This is a genomic window from Nisaea sp. (assembly GCF_965216895.1).
GTDB lineage: Bacteria > Pseudomonadota > Alphaproteobacteria > Thalassobaculales > Thalassobaculaceae > Nisaea.
In genome coordinates, this window is the sequence record NZ_OZ244205.1 from 705,358 (window position 1) to 728,527 (window position 23,170).

The following is a 23,170-nucleotide window of genomic DNA, read 5'->3' on the forward strand; positions in this document are numbered from 1 at the left end:
ACTGATTAGGGTCTGTCAGCTGCTCCGTGCGGAGAACTTGACGGCTTCCTCGGCGGCGCGGAACAGGGCGCGGGCCTTGTTGACCGATTCCTGATATTCGCCTTCCGGATCGCTGTCCGCCACTACGCCGCCGCCAGCCTGCACGTACATCGTGCCGTCCTTAACGACTGCGGTGCGCAGCGCGATACAGGTATCCATCGAGCCGTTGGCGCTGAAATAGCCGACCGCCCCCGCATAGACTCCGCGCCGCGATTTCTCCAGCTCGTCGATGATCTCCATCGCCCGGACCTTCGGGGCTCCGGAAACGGTCCCCGCCGGGAAACCGCCCCAGAGCGCGTCGAGCGCATCCAGCCCATCGCGCAGCTTTCCCTCGACATGGGAGGCGATGTGCATGACGTGGGAGTAATATTCGATGACGAACTGCTCGATCACCTTCACGGTGCCGATCTTCGCCACCCGCCCGACATCGTTGCGCCCGAGATCGAGCAGCATCAGGTGCTCGGCCCGTTCCTTCGGATCGGACAGCAGGTCTTCGGCCAGGGCCCTGTCCTCTTCGGCATTGGCGCCGCGTCTGCGGGTGCCGGCGAGGGGGCGGAGCGTGACGTCGCCGTCGCGCACGCGTACCAGGATCTCCGGGCTGGAGCCCACGATCGAGAAATCGCCGAAATCGAAATAGAAGAGGAACGGCGAGGGATTGAGGCGTCGCAGCGAGCGGTAGAGCGCCAGCGGCGGCAGCTTGAACGGAACCGAAAAGCGCTGCGACGGGACGACCTGGAAGGCGTCGCCCGCGGCGATATAGTCTTTTGCCGTCTCCACCATCCGGTGGAATTCTTCGCGGGTGGTGTTGGAGCTGGGCTCCGGTAGCCTGGCGGGTTCTCCGACCCCCTGGCGCGCCAGCGGCAGGTTGCGGTCGAAATCCTGCAGCATGTCGGAAAGAAGCGCCCGTGCCGCGTCGTAGGCCGCGTCCGCGGACATGCCCTCGTCCGGTCGCACCGGCGTGACGATCGTCACCACGTCCTCGAGGCGGTCGAAGATGCAGATCACCGTCGGTCGCAGGAAGAGTCCGTCGGGTATTTGCAGGTCGTCGGGGTTGGCGTCCGGGATTTTCTCCGCGAGGCGCACGGCGTCGTAGCCCATGTAGCCGAAAAGGCCGGAAGCCATCGGCGGGAGGCCTTCCGGCAACTCGAACTCGGATTCCGCGAGCAGGCTGCGGAAAGAGGCGAGGGGGGCCTCCGGGCAGGGTTCGAAGGCATGCGGATCGATCCGCGCCTGCCGGTTGATCTCGGCCTTGTCCTTCTTGAAGCGCCAGATTACGTCCGGCCGCAGGCCGATGATAGAAAAGCGGCCGCGCACGCTGCCACCCTCGACGGACTCGAGCAGAAAGGCGTTCGCCTTGCGCTCGGCCAGCTTCATCATCGCGGAAACCGGCGTCTCCAGATCCGCGACCAGCGTGGTCCAGACGACCTGGGCCTTCCCGTCGGCATAGGAGGCTGCAAACGGGGCGCGTTCGGGAGAAACCTGCATCAGAACAGTCCGCCGCTCTGTTGCGGGACGGTGCCGCCGGTATCGCCACCCTGGATGACGGAAAGCGGGAGGCCCGTATTGATCGAAACGCTGTGAGAGCCGCGCAGGGCCGCGACCAGCAGCTCGACGGCGTCCGCCGCCATGCCCGCCCGGACCTGCCCGGCGAGCGGGGCGATGGCGTCGCCGGTGCTGTCCGCGTCGGCGTCCTTGATCGCCGTCAGTTCGGCAATGTGGATCTGGGTCAGATCTTCCGACATGCCGATATCGCCGATCTTGAGGTCGAACGCGATCTCCGCGACATCTGCCGGCAGGCCGTCGGGCAGACCGTCGCCGGTGCGGGTGAAGGGGGCAAGGTCCCTGGTGTCATACCCGGCTTTCTCCGCCGCCGCGACGAGACCGCCGGACGCAGCCTCCTGGACCAGGTTCTGGGCGCGTTTCAGATTGGCGTCCGCGCGGCGCTCGGCGAGAAGGTCGGCGACGACCTGCTCCTTCACGTCGGCCAAAGGCCGGACGGCCGCTTCGGTGATGCCGTCGACGCGGAGAATGAAGTAGCCGCCGTCAGCGGTTTCCTCGAGCTGGCTCTGTTCGTTCAAGGGGGTCGAGAAAAGGGTTGTTCGGAAACCCGGATCAGCCGCAATGCCACCCACTTCCATATCATCCATTCCGCGGCCCTGCCGATCGACATCCTGAAGTGTGACGGCATTCAGTTCGGCCGCTTTGGCGGCTTCCTCGATGGTATCGCCGGCGGCAAGCGAGTCCTCGATCTGGTTGGCGATCTCGTAGATTCGGTCGAGCGCGTCGTTTTGGGCGATGTCACGCTTGAGGATCTCCTTCACTTCGTCGAAGGACTGTGTGCTTTCAGGCACGATTTCGGTCACGCGGAAGATGTGCCAGCCGAGATCGCTCTCGACCGGGGCGGTCGGGAGGTTCAGTTCGGCGTCGAAGACGGCATCGGCGAGGGCGGTGCCTTCGAGATCCGCGCGGGTCACGCTGCCGAGTGAGAGGGAATCGGGGGACATTCCGGCCACGTCTTCGGCGACCTTCTCGAAGGCCTGGCCCTCGCCCAGCGCGGCGGCTGCTTTTTCGGCGGTTTCCTTGTCGGCGAGGAAGATCTGATCGACGGCACGGCGGCCGGCGGTCTGGAACTCGCCGAGACGAGCCTCATAAGCTTCGCTAAGCCGGGAGTCTGACACCTCGATTTCTTCGGCGAGGGCGTCGGGGGTCAGGGAAAGCACGGTCGCGGTGCGATACTCCGGCGCCCGATAGCGTTCCTTGTTTTCGTTATAGAAACTGTCGATCTCGCTCTCTGTCGGTGCCGCGGGCTCCGGCAGGGATGCCGCGTCGAGCGTAACCAGCTTCGCCTCGCGCCGCTCGTTGCGGTAGCGGTAGTAGGTATTCGCCTGTATTTCGGGAGCAGCGAGCCCTGCGGTCACTGCATTGAGGATCTGATCGCGGCGGATTTCTTCGCGTAGCAACGTCACGAATCCGGCTTCGCTGAGCTGCGCGCGGAACAGCGCCTGGCGGAACATGTCCGGATTGAACTTGCCGCTCTGATCGCGGAAGGCCGGCATTTCGGCGATCCTCTGCTTCACCATGTCCTCGCCGACGGCAAGTCCGAGCTCGCCGGACTCAGCCATGAACAGGGCACGGTTCGCGAGGTCGTTCATGACCTGCTCGAGCACGCCGATCTGGGCGGCCTCCTCGGCAGTCATCTGCAGCCCCATTGTGCGGCGGACGCGTTCGAACTCGTCGAGAACCTCGGCGGTCGTGATCTCGACATCGCCCACCTCGATGGCGGCCTTGCCGGTCGGCGAGCCGAGGAAGATGTCGCCGATCCCCCAGACCGCGAAGGAAGCGATCAGCAGAACGAAAAGTCCCTTGACGAAGATCGAGGTGACGCGGGAGCGGATCATTTGGAGCATGGGTACGTCGCGGCTTTCTCGGTTTATGGGGCCCCTCACGGGGAGGCGCATCATAGAAGCGGGCCGATCCGTGCTGCAACTCGCAATTCCGAGTGAAATCCGGCCTCCCAACCTTACGATCCGATGTGCTATGCCGGTGCCGCCTTTTCAATCCGCTGCGGGGGAAACACCGAGATGACACGCCGCGTCCTGATCGCCGGAAACTGGAAGATGAACCTGCTGCGCGCCGAAGGAGAGGCGCTGGCGGCCGCGCTGGCGGCGAAATTTACCGCGAATGGTTCCGCCGACATGCTGGTTTGCCCGCCGGCGACGCTGATTGCCCCGGTCGCGGCGATGCTCGAGGGGAGCATGATCGCGGTCGGCGGACAGGATTGTCACATGAAGGAGAGTGGTGCCCATACCGGCGACGTGGCCGCGGCGATGATCGGGGATCTTGGCGGATCCCATGTCATCGTTGGCCATTCCGAGCGCCGCGCCGATCACGGAGAAACCGACGCCACCGTGAAAGCGAAAGCGGAAGCCGCTCTTGCCGCAGGTCTGATCCCGATCGTTTGCGTCGGCGAGACCGAGGCGGAACGTGATGCGGGAAAGGCGGAAGCCGTGGTGGAGACCCAGATACGCGGCTCACTCCCGGAAGGGGCGACGGAAACCGGCGTCGTGATTGCCTACGAGCCCGTCTGGGCCATCGGGACCGGCCGCACGCCGACGACCGATGACATTGCGGCCATGCATGACCATATGCGAACGGTCGCGGCATCAATGCTCGGCGGGGCTGGAGAGCTGCGATTGCTGTATGGCGGCTCGGTAAAACCCGGAAACGCCGCCGAAATCCTGGGGCTTGCGGATGTCGACGGGGCGCTGGTCGGCGGTGCGAGCCTCAAGGCGGAGGATTTTCTGGCCATCGCCGCCGCTGCCGGGTGACGGCCACGGGTTCAATTCGCGCTAGCCAAGTCGCGGCTGGGGAGCTAAAACCCCGCGAGATTCATTCTGCCGTCCGCGGCGCGATATTAATTCGCGCCGGACGAGAGCCGGGAAAGACCAATGACTGAAGTCCTGCTTGCCATCCACCTGATGATCGCGCTCGCGCTCGTCATTGTTGTTCTGCTGCAGCGGAGCGAGGGCGGCGGACTCGGCATCGGTGGCGGCGGAGGAGGCGGCGGCGGCATGGGCGGCTTCATGTCGGCGCGCGGCACGGCCAACCTGCTTACCCGCAGCACCGCGATTCTCGCCACGGCATTCTTCGCCACCAGCATTCTGCTCGCGATTCTCGCCGAGACGAACAAGACCGGTTCGATCGCGGACCAGGTTCAGGAGAGTTCCGAGCCGGCGGCTCCGTCCGGTCCGCAGGTTCCGCTCTCGCAGTAACTCTACGATTTCAGACGTGCCTCGCGTCCCGCTTGAAATCGGGCGGGCGACGGGGTGCGTTTTGATTAGGTCAGCTCCACCAATTCGGATATAACGCAGCTCCATGTCTCGCTTTATTTTCATCACCGGCGGCGTGGTTTCATCTCTTGGCAAAGGCCTCGCTTCGGCAGCCCTTGGTTCGCTGCTGCAGGCGCGCGGATACAAGGTTCGTCTGCGGAAACTCGACCCCTACCTGAATGTCGATCCGGGCACCATGAGCCCGTATCAGCATGGCGAGGTCTTCGTCACCGACGACGGCGCGGAGACCGACCTCGATCTCGGCCACTACGAGCGGTTCACGGGTGTTTCGGCGACCAAGAACGACAGTGTGACCACCGGTCAAATCTACATGGACGTGATTTCCCGGGAGCGCCGCGGCGACTATCTCGGGGCAACGATCCAGGTCATTCCGCACGTCACCGACGCGATCAAGGATTTCTGCCGCTCCAATCTCGGCGACGAGGATTTCGTCCTCTGCGAAATCGGCGGCACGGTCGGCGATATCGAGAGCCTGCCGTTCCTCGAAGCGATCCGACAGCTCGGCAACGAACTGGGTCGCGAGCGCTCGCTCTTCGTGCATCTGACGCTTGTGCCCTGGATCGCGTCCGCGGGCGAACTCAAGACCAAGCCGACTCAGCACTCGGTGAAGGAACTGCAGAGCGTCGGTATCCAGCCCGACATCCTGCTCTGCCGCTCCGAACATGACATCCCGGCCGATCAGCGGCGCAAGATCGCGCTGTTCTGCAACATCCGTCCTGAAGCGGTGATCCCGGCACTCGACGTGGATTCGATCTATCACGTGCCGGTTGCCTACCATAACGAAGGCTTCGACGTTGAAGTCTGCCGCCATTTCGATCTGCTGGACGAGACGGCGCCGGGGCCGGATCTCTCGCGCTGGACCGACATCACCCATACCGTGCGCAACCCGGAAGGCACGGTGAAGATTGCCGTGGTCGGCAAGTACACCAGCCTGCTCGACAGTTACAAGTCGCTTGCGGAATCTCTCGCTCACGGCGGAATCGCCAACAAGGTGAAGGTCGAGCTCGACTGGATCGACAGCGAGATCTTTGAACGTGACGACACCATTCATCGCCTCGAGGACGTGCACGGCATCCTTGTGCCGGGCGGCTTCGGCGAGCGCGGGGCGGAAGGCAAGATCAAGGCCGTCACCTTTGCGCGGGAGCACAAGATTCCCTATTTCGGGATCTGTTTCGGCATGCAGATGGCGGTGATCGAAGCTGCGCGTGCGCTCGCCGGCATGGACGGTGCCGGTTCGACCGAATTCGGTCCCTGTGACCTGCCCGTGGTCGGCCTGCTGACCGAGTGGGTGCGCGGCAACGAAATGGAAAAGCGCGCGGCGGACGGCGATCTCGGCGGGACTATGCGGCTCGGAGCCTATGATTGCGATCTGGTTGCGAATTCCAAGGTGCGGGAGATCTACGGCAAGGAACGGATCAGCGAACGCCATCGGCACCGCTACGAGGTCAATATCAACCACAAGGACAAGCTGGAGGCGGCGGGGCTTCACTTCTCCGGATTGTCGCCGGACGGCGAACTGCCGGAAATCGTCGAACTGCCGAATCATCCGTGGTTCATCGGCGTGCAGTTCCATCCGGAGCTGAAGTCGAAACCGTTCGATCCGCACCCGCTCTTCACCAGCTTCATCGAGGCCGCGGTTACCCAGTCGCGCCTCGTCTAACCTTGCCCGGAGCAGCCTGGGATGACCGCGAAGACCGTTACCGTCGGACCCGTTTCCTTCTCAAACGGGGAGCCGTTCGTGCTGATCGCCGGCCCCTGCGCCATGGAGAGCCGCGAACACACGATGGAGATGGCGGAGGCTCTTGTCGGGATGACCGAGGCTCTCGGCATCGGCTTTGTCTACAAGAGCTCCTACGACAAGGCGAACCGCACCAGCGCCAGCGCCGGACGCGGCATCGGAATGGAGAAGGGGCTGCCGATCCTCGCGGAGGTGCGCGAGCGCTTCGGTTGTCCGGTCCTGACGGACGTCCATGACGCGGCGCAATGTGCGCCCGCGGCCGAATATGTCGATATCCTGCAGATCCCGGCCTTCCTCTGCCGCCAGACAGACCTTCTTCTCGCCGCCGCCGAAACGGGCAAGGCGGTGAATATCAAGAAGGGACAGTTCCTCGCACCCTGGGACATGGAGCCCGCCGTCGGCAAGGTTGCCGCGGCCGGAAACCAGAATATCCTTCTGACCGAGCGCGGTACGAGTTTCGGCTACAACACGCTTGTGACCGACATGCGGGGGCTGCCGACGATGGCGCAGACCGGCTATCCGGTGATCTTCGATGCCACCCATTCGGTGCAACAGCCGGGCGGCCGGGGCAACAGCTCGGGCGGGCAGCGGGAATTCGTTCCCGTGCTGGCGCGGGCCGCTGCGTCGGTCGGGGTGGCCGGTCTCTTCATCGAAACCCATCAGGATCCGGACACCGCGCCGAGCGACGGGCCGAACATGGTTCCCCTTGCGGAAATGCGCACACTGCTCGAAACTCTTCTGGCCTTCGATCGTCTCGCGAAGGCGAACCCAATCAGTCTCGGATAAGCGTCTCAGGGAGCAGAAACATGCCGGTTTACGCGGACGGTCTCGGACTCGATGTCACGGCGGCCTCCGGGGAGGCGGCATCGGCCTTCGGCTCGACCGTCGAAGGTTATGTCCGGTTCACCCGCGATGTAGGTGACCGCCTGAAAGATACCCTGACCGCCGATCCCGACATGCCGCTCGCCCATGTGACCAAGGGCTACTTCATGAAGCTCTTCGGCACCGGAGCGATGTCGGTGCGCGCGGACAAGGCGCTTGGCACGGCGACAGAACTCTTTGCCCGGATGGAAACGACGGAACGGGAGAAGGGCCACCTTGCGGCGCTTGGCGCCTGGTGCGCCGGCGATATCGACGGTGCCGCGGACGCCTGGGAGCGTATCCTGCTCGATGCGCCGCGCGACATGCTTGCCCTCCGTCTCGCGCATTTCGCCCATTTCTACGCAGGCAGCGGCGCCCGCATGCGCGACAGCGTCGCCCGCGTCATGCATGCCTGGGACAAGTCGCACCCGCTCTACGGCAATTTGATCGGAATGTACGGTTTCGGCCTGGAGGAGTCGGGAGATTACCGCAAGGGCGAGCGCTATGCCCGAGAGGCGGTCGAGATCGATCCGAAGGACGCCTGGTCCGTCCATGCCGTTGCGCATGTCATGGAGATGGAAGGCCGGCATCTGGAGGGGATCGACTGGATCAAGGGGCTGGAGCCGCACTGGTCCACGGTTCACAATTTCCGCTTCCATGTCTGGTGGCACCGGGCTCTGTTCCATCTGGAACGTTATGAACTGGACGAGGTGCTGGCGCTCTACGACGCGCAGGTCGCGAGCGATCTGGAGGCGGACCAGTATCTCGATGTGGTCAATGCCGCGGCTCTGCTCTGGCGCCTCGAACTCTATGGCATGCGGGTCGGTCCGGAGCGCTGGGCGCAGCTGGCCGATATTGCCAGGAACCATCTTGACGATCACGAGTTGATCTTTGTCTCCCTGCATTACCTGATGGCGCTGCTCGGCGCAGGCCGGATGGCGGAAGCCACCGAGATGACCGAAAAATTGCGCGCTTATGCCGAGAGCGAAGCGACACGGGATCAGACACAGGCGAGGATCACGCGACAGGTCGGTCTTGCCCTTGCCGAGGCGATGTCGGCGCTCCGCACTGGAAATCCGGCACGGGCGGTCTCGCTCATCTGGCCGGTGCGGTACGACATCCAGTCGATCGGCGGCAGCCACGCCCAGCGCGACGTTTTCGAGGAAATGCTGGTGGATGCGAGCCTGAAGGGTGGCAAGACCGCCAAGGCACGCGCGCTGCTGTCCGAGAGGACGGAAAGGAAACCCAAGAGTGCCTGGAGCTGGGAGCGCTACGGCGAGGCCCTGGGCGCGTCGGGGCTGGATGCTTCGGCTGCGAGGGCAAGAGCGGCCGAGCTTCGCTCCGCATCCTAGAATACTGTCATCCCCGCGAGAGTGGGGACCGAGCGAACGCAAGCTGAGCCCTATGATTCGTGGGGTCCTGCGCGCGCGAACAACGACAGCTCCTTAAGACTGGCGCTTCCGCTCAAATCACCCGATGCACCGGCTCCCGGCCTTCAGACACATCGAGGATCGACTGCAGCGCCGTGCGGGCGATGTCGTCGAAACACTCGTCGGTCCAGCAGAGCGCATGCGGGGTGATGATCGTGTTCTCCATCGCGAGCAGCGGACTGTCCGGCGAGATCGGCTCCTGCTCGGTGACGTCGAGCCCCGCCGCGGCGATTTCGCCCGAGGAGAGGGCATCGGCGAGCGCGGCCTCGTCATGGATCGGGCCACGGGCGACATTGACGAAACAGGCGGTCGGCTTCATCCGCCGGAAGGCGTCGGCGTCGATCATGTGCCGGGTCTCGTCATTCAGCGGGCAGGCGACCAGCAGGAAATCGGCAGCGCCGAGAACCTCGTCGAAACTCGCCTTTCGGGCGTCGAGACGCTGGAAGACCTCCGCCTCGACATAGGGATCGCATACCTGGATCTCCTTGAAGAAAGGACGGGCGAGAGGGATCAGTTCCTGCCCGATGCCGCCGGCGCCGATCATCCCGAGGGTGCGACCGGTGAGACCGGTCCCCATATGGTCGACCCGATCGTTCCAGCGCCCGTCGCGGACGATGCGGTCCTTCTTGAAGAGCTTGCCTGAGAGCGCGAAGATCAGGGTGAGGGCGGCAACCGCGACCGGACGGCGGATGGCGATCGGCGTGTTGGTAACGGCGATTCCCTTCGTTTTGCAAGCCTCGAGATCGACGGTGTCGAAGCCGACCCCGTTGCGGGCGAAGATCTTCACACGGCAATCGTCCCGGCCGACGGAGGCCGCGGTGACGCGCGGCAGGTTGATGTGGATGGCATCATAGCGCGCGGCGATGTCGGGCGTGATTTCCGTGACATCCTCCGGCAGCCACTCCCATTCGATCCCGGGGTTTGCTTTCAGCAGATCAAAGAGAGCCGGGTCGAAGATCGGTTCGCCGGCCGCATTCATCAGATCCCGCGTGGTCGCGACTTTGAAGGTCATTGTCTTTCGCTCCCGGACTGCTTTGCGGCGTCCAGAACCGAGGTGACGCCCCGCATCAGCAGTCCCTGGTCGGTGCCGACCGCCACCATGTTGAAGCCCATATCCCGCGCACGCGCCGCCCAGGTCTCGTCGGTGACCATGAAGCCGAGGCCCTTGCCGTGCCCGCGGGCCGCCGCGACGGTGCGTGCGACAGCGTCGGTAAAACGCGGATTGTCGAAATCGCCGGGAATACCGAGGAAGTTGGTAAGATCGAACTGGCCGACCCAGAGCACGTCAATCCCCTCGACTGCGGCGATCTCCTCGACGTTCTCCAGGCCGCGTTCTGTCTCGATCTGGGCGATCACGGTGATCTCGGTATTTGCCTCCGCGATCTTGTCCGCCGGCGTGCCGCCGCCATAGCCGTCGTGAGCAAAGCCGAAAGCCGCACCACGGCGGCCGACCGGCGGATAACGCGTCGCCTCGGCAATGGCGCGAGCCTGTTCACCGCTTTCCACCATCGGGACCATGACGCCGCGCATACCAATATCGAGGGCCCGGGCGAGGAAGTGGTAGTCGGAAGCCGGAACCCGGGCCATCGGCACGATCGGATGGCCCCGGCACATGGCGGCCTGGGCCTTCAGGGTCTCGAAACCGGCGCCGTTGTGCTCCATGTCATAGAGCACGTACTCGCATCCAGCTTGCGACAGAATCGCCGGAATGCCGGAACTGAAGAACTCGAACACCATCGCACCGTAGACCGGTGTTCCGGACATCGCTTTTTCGCGGATCCCCGTCATCCTGTTTCCTCCCCATGCCCGCCTTCTTCGATCGCGGGTCTTCCGCGACCGCCGCGACCGCGTGCGTGAAAATCGTCTCTGAACCGTAGCTCCGCCCGGTTCGTCATGTCACTAGACCCGGGCGGACGCGGGGCGGCGAACTGTCGTTCCGACGCGGATATAGCGCGACGGGGAGATTCCTTGCGGGGACTTTCAGTCCAGCACCAGCTGCGGCTTTCCGTTGGACGTCCTCTGCGGCGTGCTGCCGTCCGGGGTTAGCGTGCAGGTGACGCGCTGGCGGTAGGCCGAGAAGCTGTCGAATGTCACCACGTCGACCGGTTCGTCGAAATGCAGGCTAACGCGGTACCGGGAGTGCAAGTCGAGGGCATGGGCGTCGATGACCGTCGCCGTGAAGCGCTGACCGAGATAGTGGCCGGTAACCCTCTCTCCCTTGGAAACCGGGCATTTGGTGCTCTGCCGCCTCACCGCGGCGGAAAGAGTATTCCAGTCCTTGAAGCCCAGGTCTACGGCAATCCGCTCAAGTGCCTGACCGTGAGAAATTCCGGATCCCTGCGCGGCGAGGTCCCTGCGCAGCTCGCGGGCGCTGAATTTCAGGTCTTCGATAGAGGGCAGGATATCGAGGTCGGACATGACAAACCTTTCAGTATCGCGACATGCGGATCCGAATGGTGCTCGCCTTGCCAATCCCGCATGCCGGAGACATGGGTTTGTTCATTGTCACGCCGGAGCATTTCACCGTGGCAGAGCCGCGAGCGGCAGGCATGCCCTGCCCGGGCCGCGAAAATAGCCGCACGCCGATCTTTGTCAATCGCATCCGGCCTCAGTAGGGCGTTCCATCCTTGCGGGTGAAGACGTACGTGCCCGTCTTCCCGTCCGCCACCAGATCCACGTCCGGATAATGCCCGACATCGCCTGGTGTCCGGTCGCCGATCTCAAGATAGCTCGCCGGCGCGCCGGAGCGATTGACCAGGCAATGCCCATCCGGGACGTTCTTCGGGAAGGCGGCGCACATGCCGGCGGTGAGGACCTGTTCTCCCGAGTCAGTGATGAGGGTCAGCTCGCCGGAGACGACAAAGATGAACTCGTCCTGCATTGTGTGCCAGTGCCGGATGGCCGAACCCTGGCCCGGCGGCAGGGTGGTCAGGTTGACGCCGAAATTGACCAGACCGCCATGCTCGCCGAGACGGCGTTTCTCGCGCTTCTCGCAACCTTGCTGGAACGGTTCCGGATAGCCGCTGCCGATCCGCGGCGAGACGTCCATCGGATCGAAGGCCGGACTGGTGAATTTCGACATCGCTCTCTCCCTTGGCGCGTGTGCCTGCAGCATATGGGATGGTTTCGGATCGCACAAAAGTGCGGCGACGGCATTGCAACCTTTCCTCGCCGCGAGTATGCCTGTGCGCGCCGGCGCAACCGCCGTTTCCGAACCGTTTATCGTCTTTCTGGAGAGCGAACCCATGAGCGCCATCGTCGATATCACCGGGCGTGAAATTCTTGACAGCCGCGGCAATCCGACCGTTGAGGTCGACGTGACGCTGGAGACCGGCGCGCAGGGCCGTGCGGCCGTGCCATCTGGCGCCTCCACGGGTGCCTATGAAGCTCTGGAACTGCGCGACGGAGATGCCGATCGTTACGGCGGCAAGGGCGTACTGCAGGCGGTCGATGCCGTGAACGGCGAGATTTTCGACGCGCTGCTCGGTCAGGAAGCTTCCGAGCAGATCGTCATCGACCAGACCCTTCTGGAACTTGACGGCACCGACAAGAAGGAACGTCTCGGCGCCAACGCCATGCTCGGCGTCAGCCTCGCGGTCGCCCATGCGGCTGCGTCCGATTTCGACATGCCGCTCTATCGCTACGTCGGCGGCGCATTCGCCCATATCCTGCCAACGCCGATGATGAACATCATCAATGGCGGCGCCCATGCCGACAATCCGATAGATTTTCAGGAATTCATGATCATGCCGGTCTCTGCAGAGACCCTGGCGGACGGCGTGCGGGTCGGCGCGGAAGTGTTCCATGCGCTGAAGAAGAAGCTTTCCGAGGCCGGCCACAGCACGAATGTGGGCGACGAGGGCGGCTTCGCGCCAAACCTGAAGAGCGAGGAGGAAGCGCTCGGCTTCGTCATGTCCGCGATCGAGGCGGCCGGCTACCGCCCGGGCGAAGATGTCGCCATCGCGCTCGACCCGGCCTCGACCGAGTTCTTCAAGGACGGCCGGTACGTTCTGTCCGGGCAGGGCAAGACGCTGGACAGCGGCGGCATGGTCGATCTCTACGAGGATCTCTGCAACCGCTACCCGATTGTCTCGATCGAGGATGCGCTTTCCGAGGATGACTGGGACGGCTTCAAGGCGCTGACCGACCGCATCGGCAAGAAGGTCCAGATCGTCGGCGACGATCTGTTTGTCACCAACCCGAAGCGTCTGCGCGAGGGCATCGCCAAGGGCGCGGCGAATTCCATCCTGGTGAAAGTGAACCAGATCGGCACCCTGACCGAGACCCTGGAAACCTGCGAGACCGCGCACAAGGCAGGCTATACGACGGTCATGTCGCATCGTTCCGGCGAGACCGAAGACGCGACCATCGCCGACCTCGCGGTCGCAGTGAATGCGGGGCAGATCAAGACAGGATCGCTCTCGCGCTCCGACCGGATGGCGAAGTACAACCAGCTGATCCGGATCGAGGAAGATCTCGGTCCCGCGGCGCGTTATGCGGGTCGCGCAGGGCTCGGAGCTCGCGCCTGATACTTTTTACGTGACAAACCCGCCCGGAGGCCGCCCGCCGGCCTCCGGGTGAGTCTTTTTCGCAACATATTGTTCCAGTTGGGAACCCCAAATCCAAGGTTCCCATTTCGTTCACGTTGACCGCCCGATTCGCCGGTGATTCACTCCTGCGTAACGGAGGAGCTGATGACTCTCGCATTCGAGATCAGACGTCGCGCGCGGCATATCGTGGGGCCGGTTATCGGTTGCCTGCTTCTCGGCTATTTCGTTTTCCATGCCGTCGAGGGCGATCGCGGGGTCCACGCCTGGCGGGCGCTCGACAGCCGCATCGAAGCTGCGGAATCCAGGCTCGCGGTTCTCAAGCGGCGTCGCGAGGCGCTGGAAAAGAAAGTCGCGATGCTGCATCCGGAAAGCATCGACCGGGATCTGCTCACCGAACAGGCGCGCATCGTGCTGAACTATCAGGGGCGGGACGAGTTCGTGCTTCAGGATCTCGCCGGATATCAGGACGTCAATTCGCCGTTTGGTTCGACCGGAATGGTCGAAACGCAGGCGATTTCAATGGCTTCCCGCGCAAATTAACCATAAATTGGTTAATTATAGTAATTCCCTTTTTTCTCAATGAGTTAACTCTGTTGAAAATCAGGTTAATTTGAAGTATTCCTGATTTGACACCAAGTGAGGCGGAGATCGTTTCGTCAAAGCGACGCCTCGTTCCGGTCGAAAGGGAGAGAGATGGCTCAAGCGAAGTCAGCCGGCGGCGGCAGCCGCGGCGCATCCACACGGACTCGTAAATCCCGAACCAGCAGCCCACCGAAGAACAAGGTCGCGGAACTTCTTCCGTACTATCGCGACATGCTGCTCATTCGCCGCTTCGAGGAGAAGGCGGGGCAGATGTACGGCATGGGTCTGATCGGCGGGTTCTGCCATCTCTATATCGGACAGGAGGCGGTCGTTGTCGGCATGCAGGCGGCGATCGGCAAGGGCGACAAGGTCGTGACCAGTTACCGCGATCACGGTCACATGCTCGCTTGCGGCATGGATGCCAAAGGGGTCATGGCGGAACTGACCGGCCGCATCGGCGGTTATTCCAAGGGCAAGGGCGGCTCGATGCACATGTTCAGCCGCGAAAAGGATTTCTACGGCGGTCACGGCATCGTCGCGGCCCAGGTGCCGATCGGCACCGGCCTCGCTTTCGCGAACAAATATAACGGCAGCAAGGAGGTCAGCCTGACCTATCTCGGCGACGGGGCCCTGAACCAGGGCCAGGTCTACGAGAGCTTCAACATGGCGTCTCTCTGGAAACTTCCGGTCATCTACATCATCGAGAACAACAAATACGCCATGGGAACCTCCGTGACGCGTGCCGCGGCCGGCACGTCGCTGTCCCAGCGGGGCGCCGCATATGGCATCCCGGGCGCGGAAGTGGACGGCATGGACGTCGTTGCCGTGCACGAAGCGGCGGAAAAGGCAGTGAAGCACTGCCGTGCCGGAAAGGGGCCCTACATCCTCGAGATGAAGACCTACCGCTATCGCGGCCATTCCATGTCCGACCCGGCGAAATACCGGACCAAGGAAGAGGTCAACAAGATGCGGCAGGAGCACGATCCGATCGATCATCTGCGCGCGACGCTGCTCGAGATGGGGATCGACGAGGACGAGCTGAAAGGCATCGACAAGGAGATCAAGGCGATCGTCACCGACGCCGCCGATTTCGCGCAATCGAGCCCGGAACCGGATGCGTCCGAGCTCTATACGGACGTCCTGGTCGAAGCATAAGTCAGCGCGCGGGCGCCGCGCTGCATTGCGCGCGGACCGCGGGAGGGAAGAAGAATGAGCGTACAAATCCTGATGCCGGCTCTGTCGCCGACAATGACCGAAGGCAAGTTGGCGACCTGGATGGTCAAGGAAGGCGACACGGTCTCCGCCGGCGACGTGCTTGCCGAGATCGAGACCGACAAGGCGACCATGGAGGTCGAGGCCGTCGACGAAGGGGTGATCGGCAAAATCCTCGTCGAGGCGGGTACCGATAATGTCGCGGTCAACACGCCGATCGCGGTGCTCCTGGAAGAGGGCGAGGATGCAAGCGCGGCCGAATCCGCACCTGCCGCTACACAAGCCGCCGAGCCCGCGCCTGAACCCGCTCCGGCCGCCGAAGCGCCGGCAACCGCTCCCGCGACCCCTGCCGCGAAAGCGCCGGCGAGCGACGAGGACAAGTATTTCGACAAGGTCCAGACCCAGACCATCCGCGAGGCCCTGCGCGACGCGATGGCCGAGGAAATGCGTTCCGACGAGCGTGTTTTCGTGATGGGAGAGGAAGTGGCCGAATATCAGGGCGCCTACAAGGTGACCCAGGGACTGCTGCAGGAATTCGGCGACAAGCGCGTGATCGATACCCCGATCACCGAGCACGGTTTCGCCGGTCTTGCCGTCGGCGCCGCTTTCGGCGGACTGAAGCCGGTCGTCGAGTTCATGACCTTCAACTTCGCCATGCAGGCGATCGACCACATCATCAACTCCGCCGCCAAGACGCTCTACATGTCCGGCGGCCAGATGGGCTGCCCGATCGTCTTCCGCGGACCGAACGGAGCCGCTGCCCGGGTCGCCGCGCAGCACTCCCAGTGCTATGCCAGCTGGTACGCTCACTGCCCGGGTCTGAAGGTGATCGCGCCCTATTCGGCCTCCGACGCCAAGGGACTCCTGAAATCCGCGATCAGAGACCCGAACCCGGTGATCTTCCTGGAGAACGAGGTGCTCTACGGACAGTCTTTCGACGTGCCGGAAAGCGAGGAATTCTCCGTGCCGATCGGCAAGGCGAAGATCGTGCGCGAGGGTTCCGACGTCACCATCACCGCCTTTTCGATCATGGTCGGCAAGGCGCTGCAGGCGGCCGAGAAGCTGGCGGAAGAGGGGATCAGCGCCGAGGTAATCGACCTTCGCACCCTGCGACCGCTCGACACCGAGACCATCGTCAATTCGGTCATGAAGACCAATCGCCTGGTCACTTGCGAGGAAGGCTGGGCCACGTGCGGCATCGGCTCCGAAATCGCGGCGCTGATGATGGAGCAGGCCTTCGATTACCTCGACGCGCCGGTCACCAGGGTTGCAGGGCTGGACGTGCCGATGCCTTACGCGGCCAATCTCGAGGCGATGGCCCTGCCGCAAGCCGCGAACATCGTCGAGGCGGCAAAGTCCGTCTGCTACCGCGCCTGAGGGAGAGACACGCCATGGCCATTTCCGTTCTGATGCCGGCCCTGTCGCCGACCATGACCGAGGGCAAGCTCGCCTCCTGGCTGGTCGCCGAGGGCGATACCATTTCCGCCGGCGACGTGATCGCCGAGATCGAGACCGACAAGGCGACCATGGAGGTCGAGGCGGTTGACGAAGGCGTGCTCGGCAAGATCATTGTCGCCGCCGGTACCGATAACGTCGCGGTCAACCAGCCGATCGCGGTGATTCTGGAAGAAGGCGAAGACGCCGACAGCGTTGACATGGACGCGGTCGCCGGCGGTACTCCCGCCCCGAAAGCCGCACCCGAGCCGGCAGAGGCGGAAGCACCAAAGGCGGAAGCCCCCAAACCGGAAGCGGAAGCGCCCCCGGCGCCACCTCCTGCTGCCCCGGCGACCGCATCTTCGTCCGGTGACCGGGTTTTCGCCAGCCCGCTAGCACGGCGCATGGCTGAACAGGCCGGCCTCGATCTTGGCCAGATTCAGGGTTCCGGTCCGAATGGCAGGGTCGTGAAACATGATGTGGAACAGGCGATTGCAGGCGGGGCCGGCAAGGCCGCCCCGGCCGAGACTGCCGCTCCGGCAGCCCCCGCGGCCGCGCCGTCCCTCGGTGCGGCGCCGAGCGCCGACGTGCCCGGCCTGCCGGAATTCGAGGAAGTTCCGAACTCGACCATGCGCAAGGTGATCGCCAAACGCCTGACCGAGTCCAAGCAGTTCGCGCCGCATTTCTATCTCACCATAGATTGCGAGATCGACGATCTGCTCGATGTCCGTAGACAACTCAACGGCAAGCTCGATGGCGAAAAGGTCTCGGTCAACGATCTCGTGATCAAGGCGGCCGCGCAGGCACTCAAGAAGGTTCCGGCGGCCAATGCCAGCTGGACAGACGAGGCGATCCGCATTTTCAAGTCGGTCGACATTTCCGTCGCCGTCGCCATTGAAGGCGGTTTGATCACCCCTGTGATCAAGGGCGCGCAGAACAAGGGCGTGCTCGATATCTCACGGGAGATGAAGGACCTGGCCGGCCGGGCCCGAGAGGGCAAACTGATGCCGGAGGAATTCCAGGGCGGTACCTTCTCGATCTCCAATCTCGGCATGTTCGGGATCAAGGATTTTGCGGCCGTGATCAACCCGCCGCAGGGCGCGATCCTGGCGGTCGGTGCCGGTGAGCAGCGCCCGGTCGTCAAGGACGGCGCGCTGGCGGTCGCCACGGTGATGAGCTGCACGCTCTCGGTCGATCACCGGGTGGTCGACGGTGCGGTCGGCGCCGAGTTCCTCGCCGCTTTCAAGAAGCTGATCGAAGATCCGCTGACCATGCTGCTGTGAGGGCAGGGCGGCTCTGCCGCCCGCTCCCCTTTTCAAGCGTATTGATTGGCTTGGCCCCGAGATCTCGCGGGTGAGGGCGCCAGCACCGGAGGAAAAAGATGGCTGATACCCAGTTCGACATTCTTGTCATCGGCGGCGGCCCCGGCGGCTACGTGGCCGCGATCCGCGCCGCGCAGCTCGGCCTGAAGACGGCGCTGGTGGAACGTGAGCATCTGGGCGGCATTTGCCTCAACTGGGGCTGTATCCCGACCAAGGCTCTGCTGCGTTCGGCCGAAATCTACGATCACATGAAACACGCCGACAGTTTCGGCCTCAGCGCGGGCGATATCGGCTTCGATCTCGACAAGGTGGTGCAGCGCTCGCGCGGCGTTGCCAAGCAGCTGAACCAGGGCGTCGGCCACCTGCTGAAGAAGAACAAGGTCACGGTCTTCATGGCGCATGCCAAACTTGCCGGGCAAGGCAAGGTGGAGATCGACGAGAAGGGCAAGAAGCAGACCCTCGGCGCCAAGCACATCATTCTCGCGACCGGCGCCCGGGCGCGCGACCTGCCGGGCCTCGAGGCGGATGGCGAGCTGGTCTGGAACTACAAGCATGCGCTCGTCGCGGACACCATGCCGAAGCGTCTTCTGGTCATTGGCTCGGGCGCGATCGGTATTGAGTTTGCGAGCTTTTTCAACAGCCTCGGGTCCGACGTTACAGTCGTTGAGGTAATGGACCGCGTGCTGCCGGTCGAGGATGCGGAAATCTCGGCCTTCGCCGAGAAGGCCTTTACCAAGAAGGGCATGAAGATCATGTCCAAGGCGACGGTGAAGAGTCTCAAGCGCGGCGCCAAGGAGGTGACCGCTACCATCGAGAAGGGCGGCAAGAGCACGGAACATACTTTCGACCGGGTAATCTCCGCCGTCGGTATTGTCGGCAATGTCGAGGATCTCGGCCTCGAGAACACCAAGGTGAAGGTCGACCGTACTCATATCGAGATCGACGAATGGTGCCGCACCGGCGAGCCTGGTGTCTATGCCATCGGTGATATTGCCGGCGCGCCCTGGCTGGCACACAAGGCGAGCCACGAGGCGATCGTCTGCATCGAGAAGATTGCCGGCCTGAAAGGGGTGCATCCGCTCGACACCAAGCGGATTCCTGGCTGCACCTACTGCCAGCCGCAGGTCGCCAGCGTCGGCCTGACCGAAGCGCAGGCGAAGGAAGCCGGGCACGAGGTGAAGGTCGGTCGTTTCCCGTTCATCGGCAACGGCAAGGCGATCGCGCTCGGCGAGCCGGAAGGCCTGGTGAAGACAGTGTTCGATGCCAAGACCGGCGAACTCCTGGGCGCGCACATGATCGGCGCCGAGGTGACCGAGCTGATTCAGGGCTACAGCGTGGCCAAGACGCTCGAGACCACGGAAGCCGAACTGATGCACACCGTGTTCCCGCACCCGACGCTGAGCGAGATGATGCACGAGTCGGTGCTTGACGCTTACGGGCGTGCGATCCACTTCTAACGGACGGCAGGCCGCCTCTCGGCCGCGCATGGCGGGTATGAGCGAATGGATCTGGATCTGAAGAAGATCAAGGCGTTGGATGGGGTGACTGCCATCCTGGTCCGCAGCAGTGCGGAAGTCGAGGGCGATGTCTCGCAGGAACTCGTCATCAAGGTGAACTTCCCGCTGGACGGGCCTGAGGGCGGCAAACACCGGAAGAAGGCCGATGCCGTCATCGAGACGGCCGAGGATCTGATCTCCGAGAGCGACTATTTTGACCGTGTCACCATCGAACAGGTACTCTGGACGCGCGAAAGAGAGCTGCAATGAGCGAACAGCAGATCAAGGCTCCGCGTATCGGCGCCGCCCGGCATCCGGAGAAGGCGCACCGTCCCGACAACGAGGTGAAGCGCAAGCCGTCCTGGATCCGGGTCAAGGCACCGACTTCCAAGACCTATCTCGAGACCCGGCAGCTCATGCGGGACCACAAGCTGGTCACCGTCTGCGAGGAAGCGGCCTGCCCGAATATCGGCGAGTGCTGGTCGAAGAAACACGCCACCATGATGATCCTCGGCTCGGTCTGTACCCGGGCCTGTGCCTTCTGCAATGTTGCCACGGGGAGGCCGGACAAGCTCGATCCGCACGAACCGGACGAGGTCGCCGACGCAGTTGCCAAGATGGGTCTCCGTCATGTGGTCATTACCTCGGTCGACCGGGACGATCTCGACGATGGCGGGGCAGGTCATTTCGCCCGGGTGATTTCCAAGATCCGCGCCGCGTCGCCCGAGACCACGATCGAGGTGCTGACCCCGGACTTCATGCGCAAGGACGGCGCGCTGGAAATCGTGATCGATGCGCGGCCGGACGTTTTCAACCACAATCTGGAGACCGTGCCGCGGCTTTATCCCGGGATCAGGCCGGGCGCGCGCTATTTCCACTCGTTGAAGATCCTCGATCGGGCGAAGGAACTCGACCCGACGATCTTCACCAAGTCCGGCCTCATGGTAGGGCTCGGTGAGAGCAAGGAAGAGATATATCAGGTGATGGACGACATGCGCTCCGCGGAGGTCGATTTCATCACTATCGGGCAGTATCTGCAGCCGACATCGAAGCATGCAGTGATCGATCGCTTCGTTACGCCTGACGAATTCGAGGCCTATAAGAGCATTGCCTATGGCAAGGGCTTCCTGATGGTCGCGTCCTCGCCGCTGACCCGCTCTTCCTACCATGCGGACGAGGATTTTTCCCGGATGCGGGCCGAGCGGGACCGTCGGCTCGGTGTCGAGCGTGGCGCGTTGCGCAAGGAACCATCGCTGACCGATCTGGCGCAAATGGCGGTATCAGCCTCCGATTGACCTGTGCTAAGGCAAATCCATGCCGACCCATGCCGAGAAGCGGGCTGTGCCCTTCAGCCCGCAACAGCTTTTCGATCTTGTTGCCGACGTCCAGCGCTACCCGGAGTTTCTGCCGTGGTGCGTGGGCGCGCGCGTCCGCAAGCGCGAAGGCCAATTGATCGTCGCCGATCTCATCATCGGCTATAAAATGATCCGCGAACGCTTTACCTCACGCGTCACGCTCAGTCCGGAGAAAAACCGGATTGACGTCGAATATGCCGACGGTCCGTTCAGGTATCTGAACAATCACTGGGTCTTCGAGCCGCATGACGACGGCTGCATGATCGATTTCTATGTCGACTTCGAGTTCAAGTCGCGGATGCTGCAGAAAATTATCGAGGTATTTTTCAACGAAGCGGTTCGCCGGATGGTGACGGCATTTGAGAGCCGTGCATACGAACTGTATGGGGCCGAGCGTTCAGGGTCCGAACAACAAGCGGAAAACAAACAATAAACTGCAAAAGAAGTTTTGAAGCTTGTTTTGCAGTTTCTGTCTGTATTCATTCCGCTTCGACAACAAGAGCCGTAACCCGCGCCCTTTCCGCAGTGTGAATCCGTTCGCCGGCCCCGTACAAAATGGTCGACGGCCGCGACGAAATATTTCGTCGCGGCGGACAGGTTGCGGGGCTAGCGTCACGCTTCCGATCGAGGAGGTGGCGATGAGAGACGAAACGAAATGCGTGGTGACGCCCGAGGTCAAGGAGGCCGGTTTCAAGAGTCTGGCGCCCGCAGTACATCGCGCCTCGACCATCGTCTTCGCCGATGCCGGTGAATATGCGGCGCGCGGCGAGCGCGGACCGGACGGCTATACCTATGGTCTCTACGGCACACCGACGACGCGTCAGCTCGAAGCGAAACTGCAGGCACTTTCCGGTGCGGCGCGAACTCTTCTGGTGCCGTCGGGTCAGGCCTCGAACGCGGTCGTCGCGATGGCGCTGCTTTCGGCGGGGGATCATATCCTGATCGCGGATACCTCCTACCCGCCCATGCGCACGCATGCGGACGAGGATCTGACACGGTTCGGTATCGGCGTCGATTATTACGATCCGCTCTCGCCCGACGATCTGACACGCCGTCTCCGACCGGAGACGAAACTGGTCTGGTGCGAATCGCCGGGCTCGACCACGATGGAAGTGCAGGACATTCCGGCCATCGTCTCCATTGCGCACGATGCCGGAGCGATGGTCGGTTGCGACAATACCTGGGCGACGGCGCTCGCCTTCAAGGCCCACAATTTCGGCGTCGACATCGTCTCGGAAGCGCTGACCAAATACGCTTCCGGCCATTCCGACATTCTGATGGGCGCCATGTCATTCGCAGATGAGGACACGGCCCTCAAGGTGCGCGCCTTCATGGGGCGGACGGGGATCGGCGTTTCTCCGGATGACGCGGCGCTGGTTCTGCGCGGGATGGAAACCATGGCGCTCCGTTTCGCCCATGCCGAAGCCGGTGCGCGGCGGCTTGTCGCACGGATGCAGGACCACACGGCGATCAGAGAGATCTACTGGCCTCCGCTCGAGACCGATCCGGGGCATGCGATCTGGAAGCGGGATTTCACCGGCGCGGCCGGGGTATTCACCGCGGTTCTCGCAGAAGGCGCCTCGCACCGGCTGGACGCGGCGCTCGGAGCGCTCAAGACCATCGCCATAGGGGCGTCCTGGGGCGGAACCCGCAGTCTTGTCGCGCCGATGTCGATCGGAGAGGCGCGGTCGGCCACGACGGTGGATGGCGAGGACCTTTTCATACGCTTCAGCGTCGGCCTCGAGGCGATCGAGGAACTGGAAGCGGATATCGATGCGTTCCTCGCCTGCCTGGAATAGCGGTCAGACTTTCGCCAGCCCGCGCAGCATTTCGAGTGCGTAGAGCACCGTTTGATGGCGCACGCTGCCCCGGTCGCCCTCGAAGACCCTGTGTTCGGCGATGGTCTTTTCCGCCGTCGCGGCCGCGAAATGAACGAGGCCAACCGGTTTCTCCGCCGAGCCTCCGCCCGGCCCCGCGACGCCGGTGACGGCGACGCTGACGGCCGCGCGGGACCTTGTCCGCGCGCCTTCCGCCATCTCGCGCGCCGTAGGCTCAGAAACAGCGCCGTGCAGGGCCAGCGTCGCTTCCGCGACCCCGAGCATTTCCATCTTGGCCTGGTTCGAATACGTCACGAAGCCGCGGTCGACCACATCCGAAGACCCGGCGATCTCGGTGAGCGCGCCCGCGATCAGGCCGCCTGTGCAGCTCTCCGCTGTCGCGGCCAGCCAGCCGCGCGCACGGCAAACATCCAGAACCTCGATTGCGCGCGCACGGATCTCGGAATCAAAATTGTCCATGATT

At 63.3% G+C, this 23,170-nt stretch carries 22 protein-coding genes; 15 read left to right on the forward strand and 7 right to left on the reverse strand.

Going from position 1 to position 23,170, the window contains the following annotated elements; translation table 11 throughout:
- Nucleotides 1-15 precede the first annotated feature (15 nt).
- Both trpE and ACOOE1_RS03385 read right to left on the reverse strand, forming a co-directional pair.
- The gene (gene trpE / locus ACOOE1_RS03380; protein WP_420404931.1) at nt 16-1,524 is read right to left on the reverse strand and encodes an anthranilate synthase component I; all 1,509 of its coding nucleotides are present in this window, start codon (nt 1,522-1,524) and stop codon (nt 16-18) included.
- Nucleotides 1,524-3,446, reverse strand: coding sequence for a peptidyl-prolyl cis-trans isomerase (locus ACOOE1_RS03385; RefSeq protein WP_420404932.1), 1,923 nt, complete (start codon nt 3,444-3,446; stop codon nt 1,524-1,526). The genes trpE and ACOOE1_RS03385 overlap by 1 nt, the downstream gene beginning before the upstream one ends.
- Nucleotides 3,447-3,620: 174 nt before the next feature.
- Between ACOOE1_RS03385 and tpiA the strand changes: the two genes are divergently transcribed.
- The 5 genes from tpiA (at nt 3,621) to ACOOE1_RS03410 (ending at nt 8,840) form a co-directional block, all read left to right on the forward strand.
- A complete protein-coding gene (tpiA, locus tag ACOOE1_RS03390; protein ID WP_420404933.1) occupies nt 3,621-4,367 on the forward strand; it encodes a triose-phosphate isomerase in 747 nt (248 codons plus the stop codon).
- A gap of 120 nt (nt 4,368-4,487) precedes the next feature.
- Nucleotides 4,488-4,811 (forward strand): preprotein translocase subunit SecG, encoded by a 324-nt coding sequence (gene secG, locus ACOOE1_RS03395; protein WP_420404934.1) that lies wholly within the window; start codon nt 4,488-4,490, stop codon nt 4,809-4,811.
- A 103-nt stretch (nt 4,812-4,914) separates the two neighbouring features.
- Nucleotides 4,915-6,549: a CTP synthase gene (locus ACOOE1_RS03400; protein WP_420404935.1), complete on the forward strand. Its 1,635-nt coding sequence runs from the start codon at nt 4,915-4,917 to the stop codon at nt 6,547-6,549.
- 21 nt (nt 6,550-6,570) lie between these two features.
- The gene (kdsA, locus tag ACOOE1_RS03405; protein ID WP_420404936.1) at nt 6,571-7,413 is read left to right on the forward strand and encodes a 3-deoxy-8-phosphooctulonate synthase; all 843 of its coding nucleotides are present in this window, start codon (nt 6,571-6,573) and stop codon (nt 7,411-7,413) included.
- A gap of 20 nt (nt 7,414-7,433) precedes the next feature.
- Nucleotides 7,434-8,840: a tetratricopeptide repeat protein gene (locus ACOOE1_RS03410; protein WP_420404937.1), complete on the forward strand. Its 1,407-nt coding sequence runs from the start codon at nt 7,434-7,436 to the stop codon at nt 8,838-8,840.
- A gap of 112 nt (nt 8,841-8,952) precedes the next feature.
- Here ACOOE1_RS03410 and ACOOE1_RS03415 read toward each other — a convergent pair whose 3' ends face one another.
- The 4 genes from ACOOE1_RS03415 to ACOOE1_RS03430 form a co-directional block, all read right to left on the reverse strand.
- The gene (locus ACOOE1_RS03415) at nt 8,953-9,930 is read right to left on the reverse strand and encodes a 2-hydroxyacid dehydrogenase (protein WP_420404938.1); all 978 of its coding nucleotides are present in this window, start codon (nt 9,928-9,930) and stop codon (nt 8,953-8,955) included.
- Nucleotides 9,927-10,706 carry an HpcH/HpaI aldolase family protein gene (locus tag ACOOE1_RS03420; RefSeq protein WP_420404939.1) on the reverse strand — a complete coding sequence of 260 codons (780 nt, stop codon included), beginning with the start codon at nt 10,704-10,706 and terminating at the stop codon, nt 9,927-9,929. The genes ACOOE1_RS03415 and ACOOE1_RS03420 overlap by 4 nt, the downstream gene beginning before the upstream one ends.
- 192 nt (nt 10,707-10,898) lie before the next feature.
- Nucleotides 10,899-11,336, reverse strand: coding sequence for a glyoxalase superfamily protein (locus ACOOE1_RS03425; RefSeq protein WP_420404940.1), 438 nt, complete (start codon nt 11,334-11,336; stop codon nt 10,899-10,901).
- 190 nt (nt 11,337-11,526) lie between these two features.
- The gene (locus ACOOE1_RS03430) at nt 11,527-12,000 is read right to left on the reverse strand and encodes a cupin domain-containing protein (protein WP_420404941.1); all 474 of its coding nucleotides are present in this window, start codon (nt 11,998-12,000) and stop codon (nt 11,527-11,529) included.
- A gap of 163 nt (nt 12,001-12,163) precedes the next feature.
- On the opposite strand from ACOOE1_RS03430, the gene eno reads away from it, so the two are divergent.
- The 10 genes from eno (at nt 12,164) to ACOOE1_RS03480 (ending at nt 22,668) form a co-directional block, all read left to right on the forward strand.
- Nucleotides 12,164-13,447, forward strand: a complete 1,284-nt coding sequence (eno, locus tag ACOOE1_RS03435) for a phosphopyruvate hydratase (protein ID WP_420404942.1) — start codon at nt 12,164-12,166, stop codon at nt 13,445-13,447.
- 165 nt (nt 13,448-13,612) lie between these two features.
- Nucleotides 13,613-14,008 carry an FtsB family cell division protein gene (locus ACOOE1_RS03440; RefSeq protein WP_420404943.1) on the forward strand — a complete coding sequence of 132 codons (396 nt, stop codon included), beginning with the start codon at nt 13,613-13,615 and terminating at the stop codon, nt 14,006-14,008.
- Between the two features lie 153 nt (nt 14,009-14,161).
- A complete protein-coding gene (gene pdhA, locus ACOOE1_RS03445) occupies nt 14,162-15,205 on the forward strand; it encodes a pyruvate dehydrogenase (acetyl-transferring) E1 component subunit alpha (RefSeq protein WP_420404944.1) in 1,044 nt (347 codons plus the stop codon).
- A gap of 54 nt (nt 15,206-15,259) precedes the next feature.
- Nucleotides 15,260-16,639, forward strand: coding sequence for a pyruvate dehydrogenase complex E1 component subunit beta (locus ACOOE1_RS03450; RefSeq protein ID WP_420404945.1), 1,380 nt, complete (start codon nt 15,260-15,262; stop codon nt 16,637-16,639).
- A 14-nt stretch (nt 16,640-16,653) separates the two neighbouring features.
- Nucleotides 16,654-17,979 carry a pyruvate dehydrogenase complex dihydrolipoamide acetyltransferase gene (locus ACOOE1_RS03455; protein ID WP_420404946.1) on the forward strand — a complete coding sequence of 442 codons (1,326 nt, stop codon included), beginning with the start codon at nt 16,654-16,656 and terminating at the stop codon, nt 17,977-17,979.
- 98 nt (nt 17,980-18,077) lie between these two features.
- Complete coding sequence (gene lpdA, locus ACOOE1_RS03460) at nt 18,078-19,475, forward strand: dihydrolipoyl dehydrogenase (RefSeq protein WP_420404947.1); 1,398 nt, start codon at nt 18,078-18,080, stop codon at nt 19,473-19,475.
- A 45-nt stretch (nt 19,476-19,520) separates the two neighbouring features.
- On the forward strand, nt 19,521-19,784 hold the full coding sequence (locus tag ACOOE1_RS03465; protein WP_420404948.1) for a hypothetical protein: 264 nt from the start codon (nt 19,521-19,523) through the stop codon (nt 19,782-19,784).
- Complete coding sequence (gene lipA / locus ACOOE1_RS03470; RefSeq protein WP_420404949.1) at nt 19,781-20,809, forward strand: lipoyl synthase; 1,029 nt, start codon at nt 19,781-19,783, stop codon at nt 20,807-20,809. The genes ACOOE1_RS03465 and lipA overlap by 4 nt, the downstream gene beginning before the upstream one ends.
- Before the next feature lie 19 nt (nt 20,810-20,828).
- On the forward strand, nt 20,829-21,302 hold the full coding sequence (locus ACOOE1_RS03475) for a type II toxin-antitoxin system RatA family toxin (protein WP_420404950.1): 474 nt from the start codon (nt 20,829-20,831) through the stop codon (nt 21,300-21,302).
- A 205-nt stretch (nt 21,303-21,507) separates the two neighbouring features.
- Nucleotides 21,508-22,668 carry a trans-sulfuration enzyme family protein gene (locus ACOOE1_RS03480; protein ID WP_420404951.1) on the forward strand — a complete coding sequence of 387 codons (1,161 nt, stop codon included), beginning with the start codon at nt 21,508-21,510 and terminating at the stop codon, nt 22,666-22,668.
- Between the two features lie 3 nt (nt 22,669-22,671).
- On the opposite strand, the gene ACOOE1_RS03485 is transcribed toward ACOOE1_RS03480, so the two are convergent.
- The gene (locus tag ACOOE1_RS03485) at nt 22,672-23,166 is read right to left on the reverse strand and encodes a CinA family protein (protein ID WP_420404952.1); all 495 of its coding nucleotides are present in this window, start codon (nt 23,164-23,166) and stop codon (nt 22,672-22,674) included.
- Nucleotides 23,167-23,170: the final 4 nt, after the last annotated feature.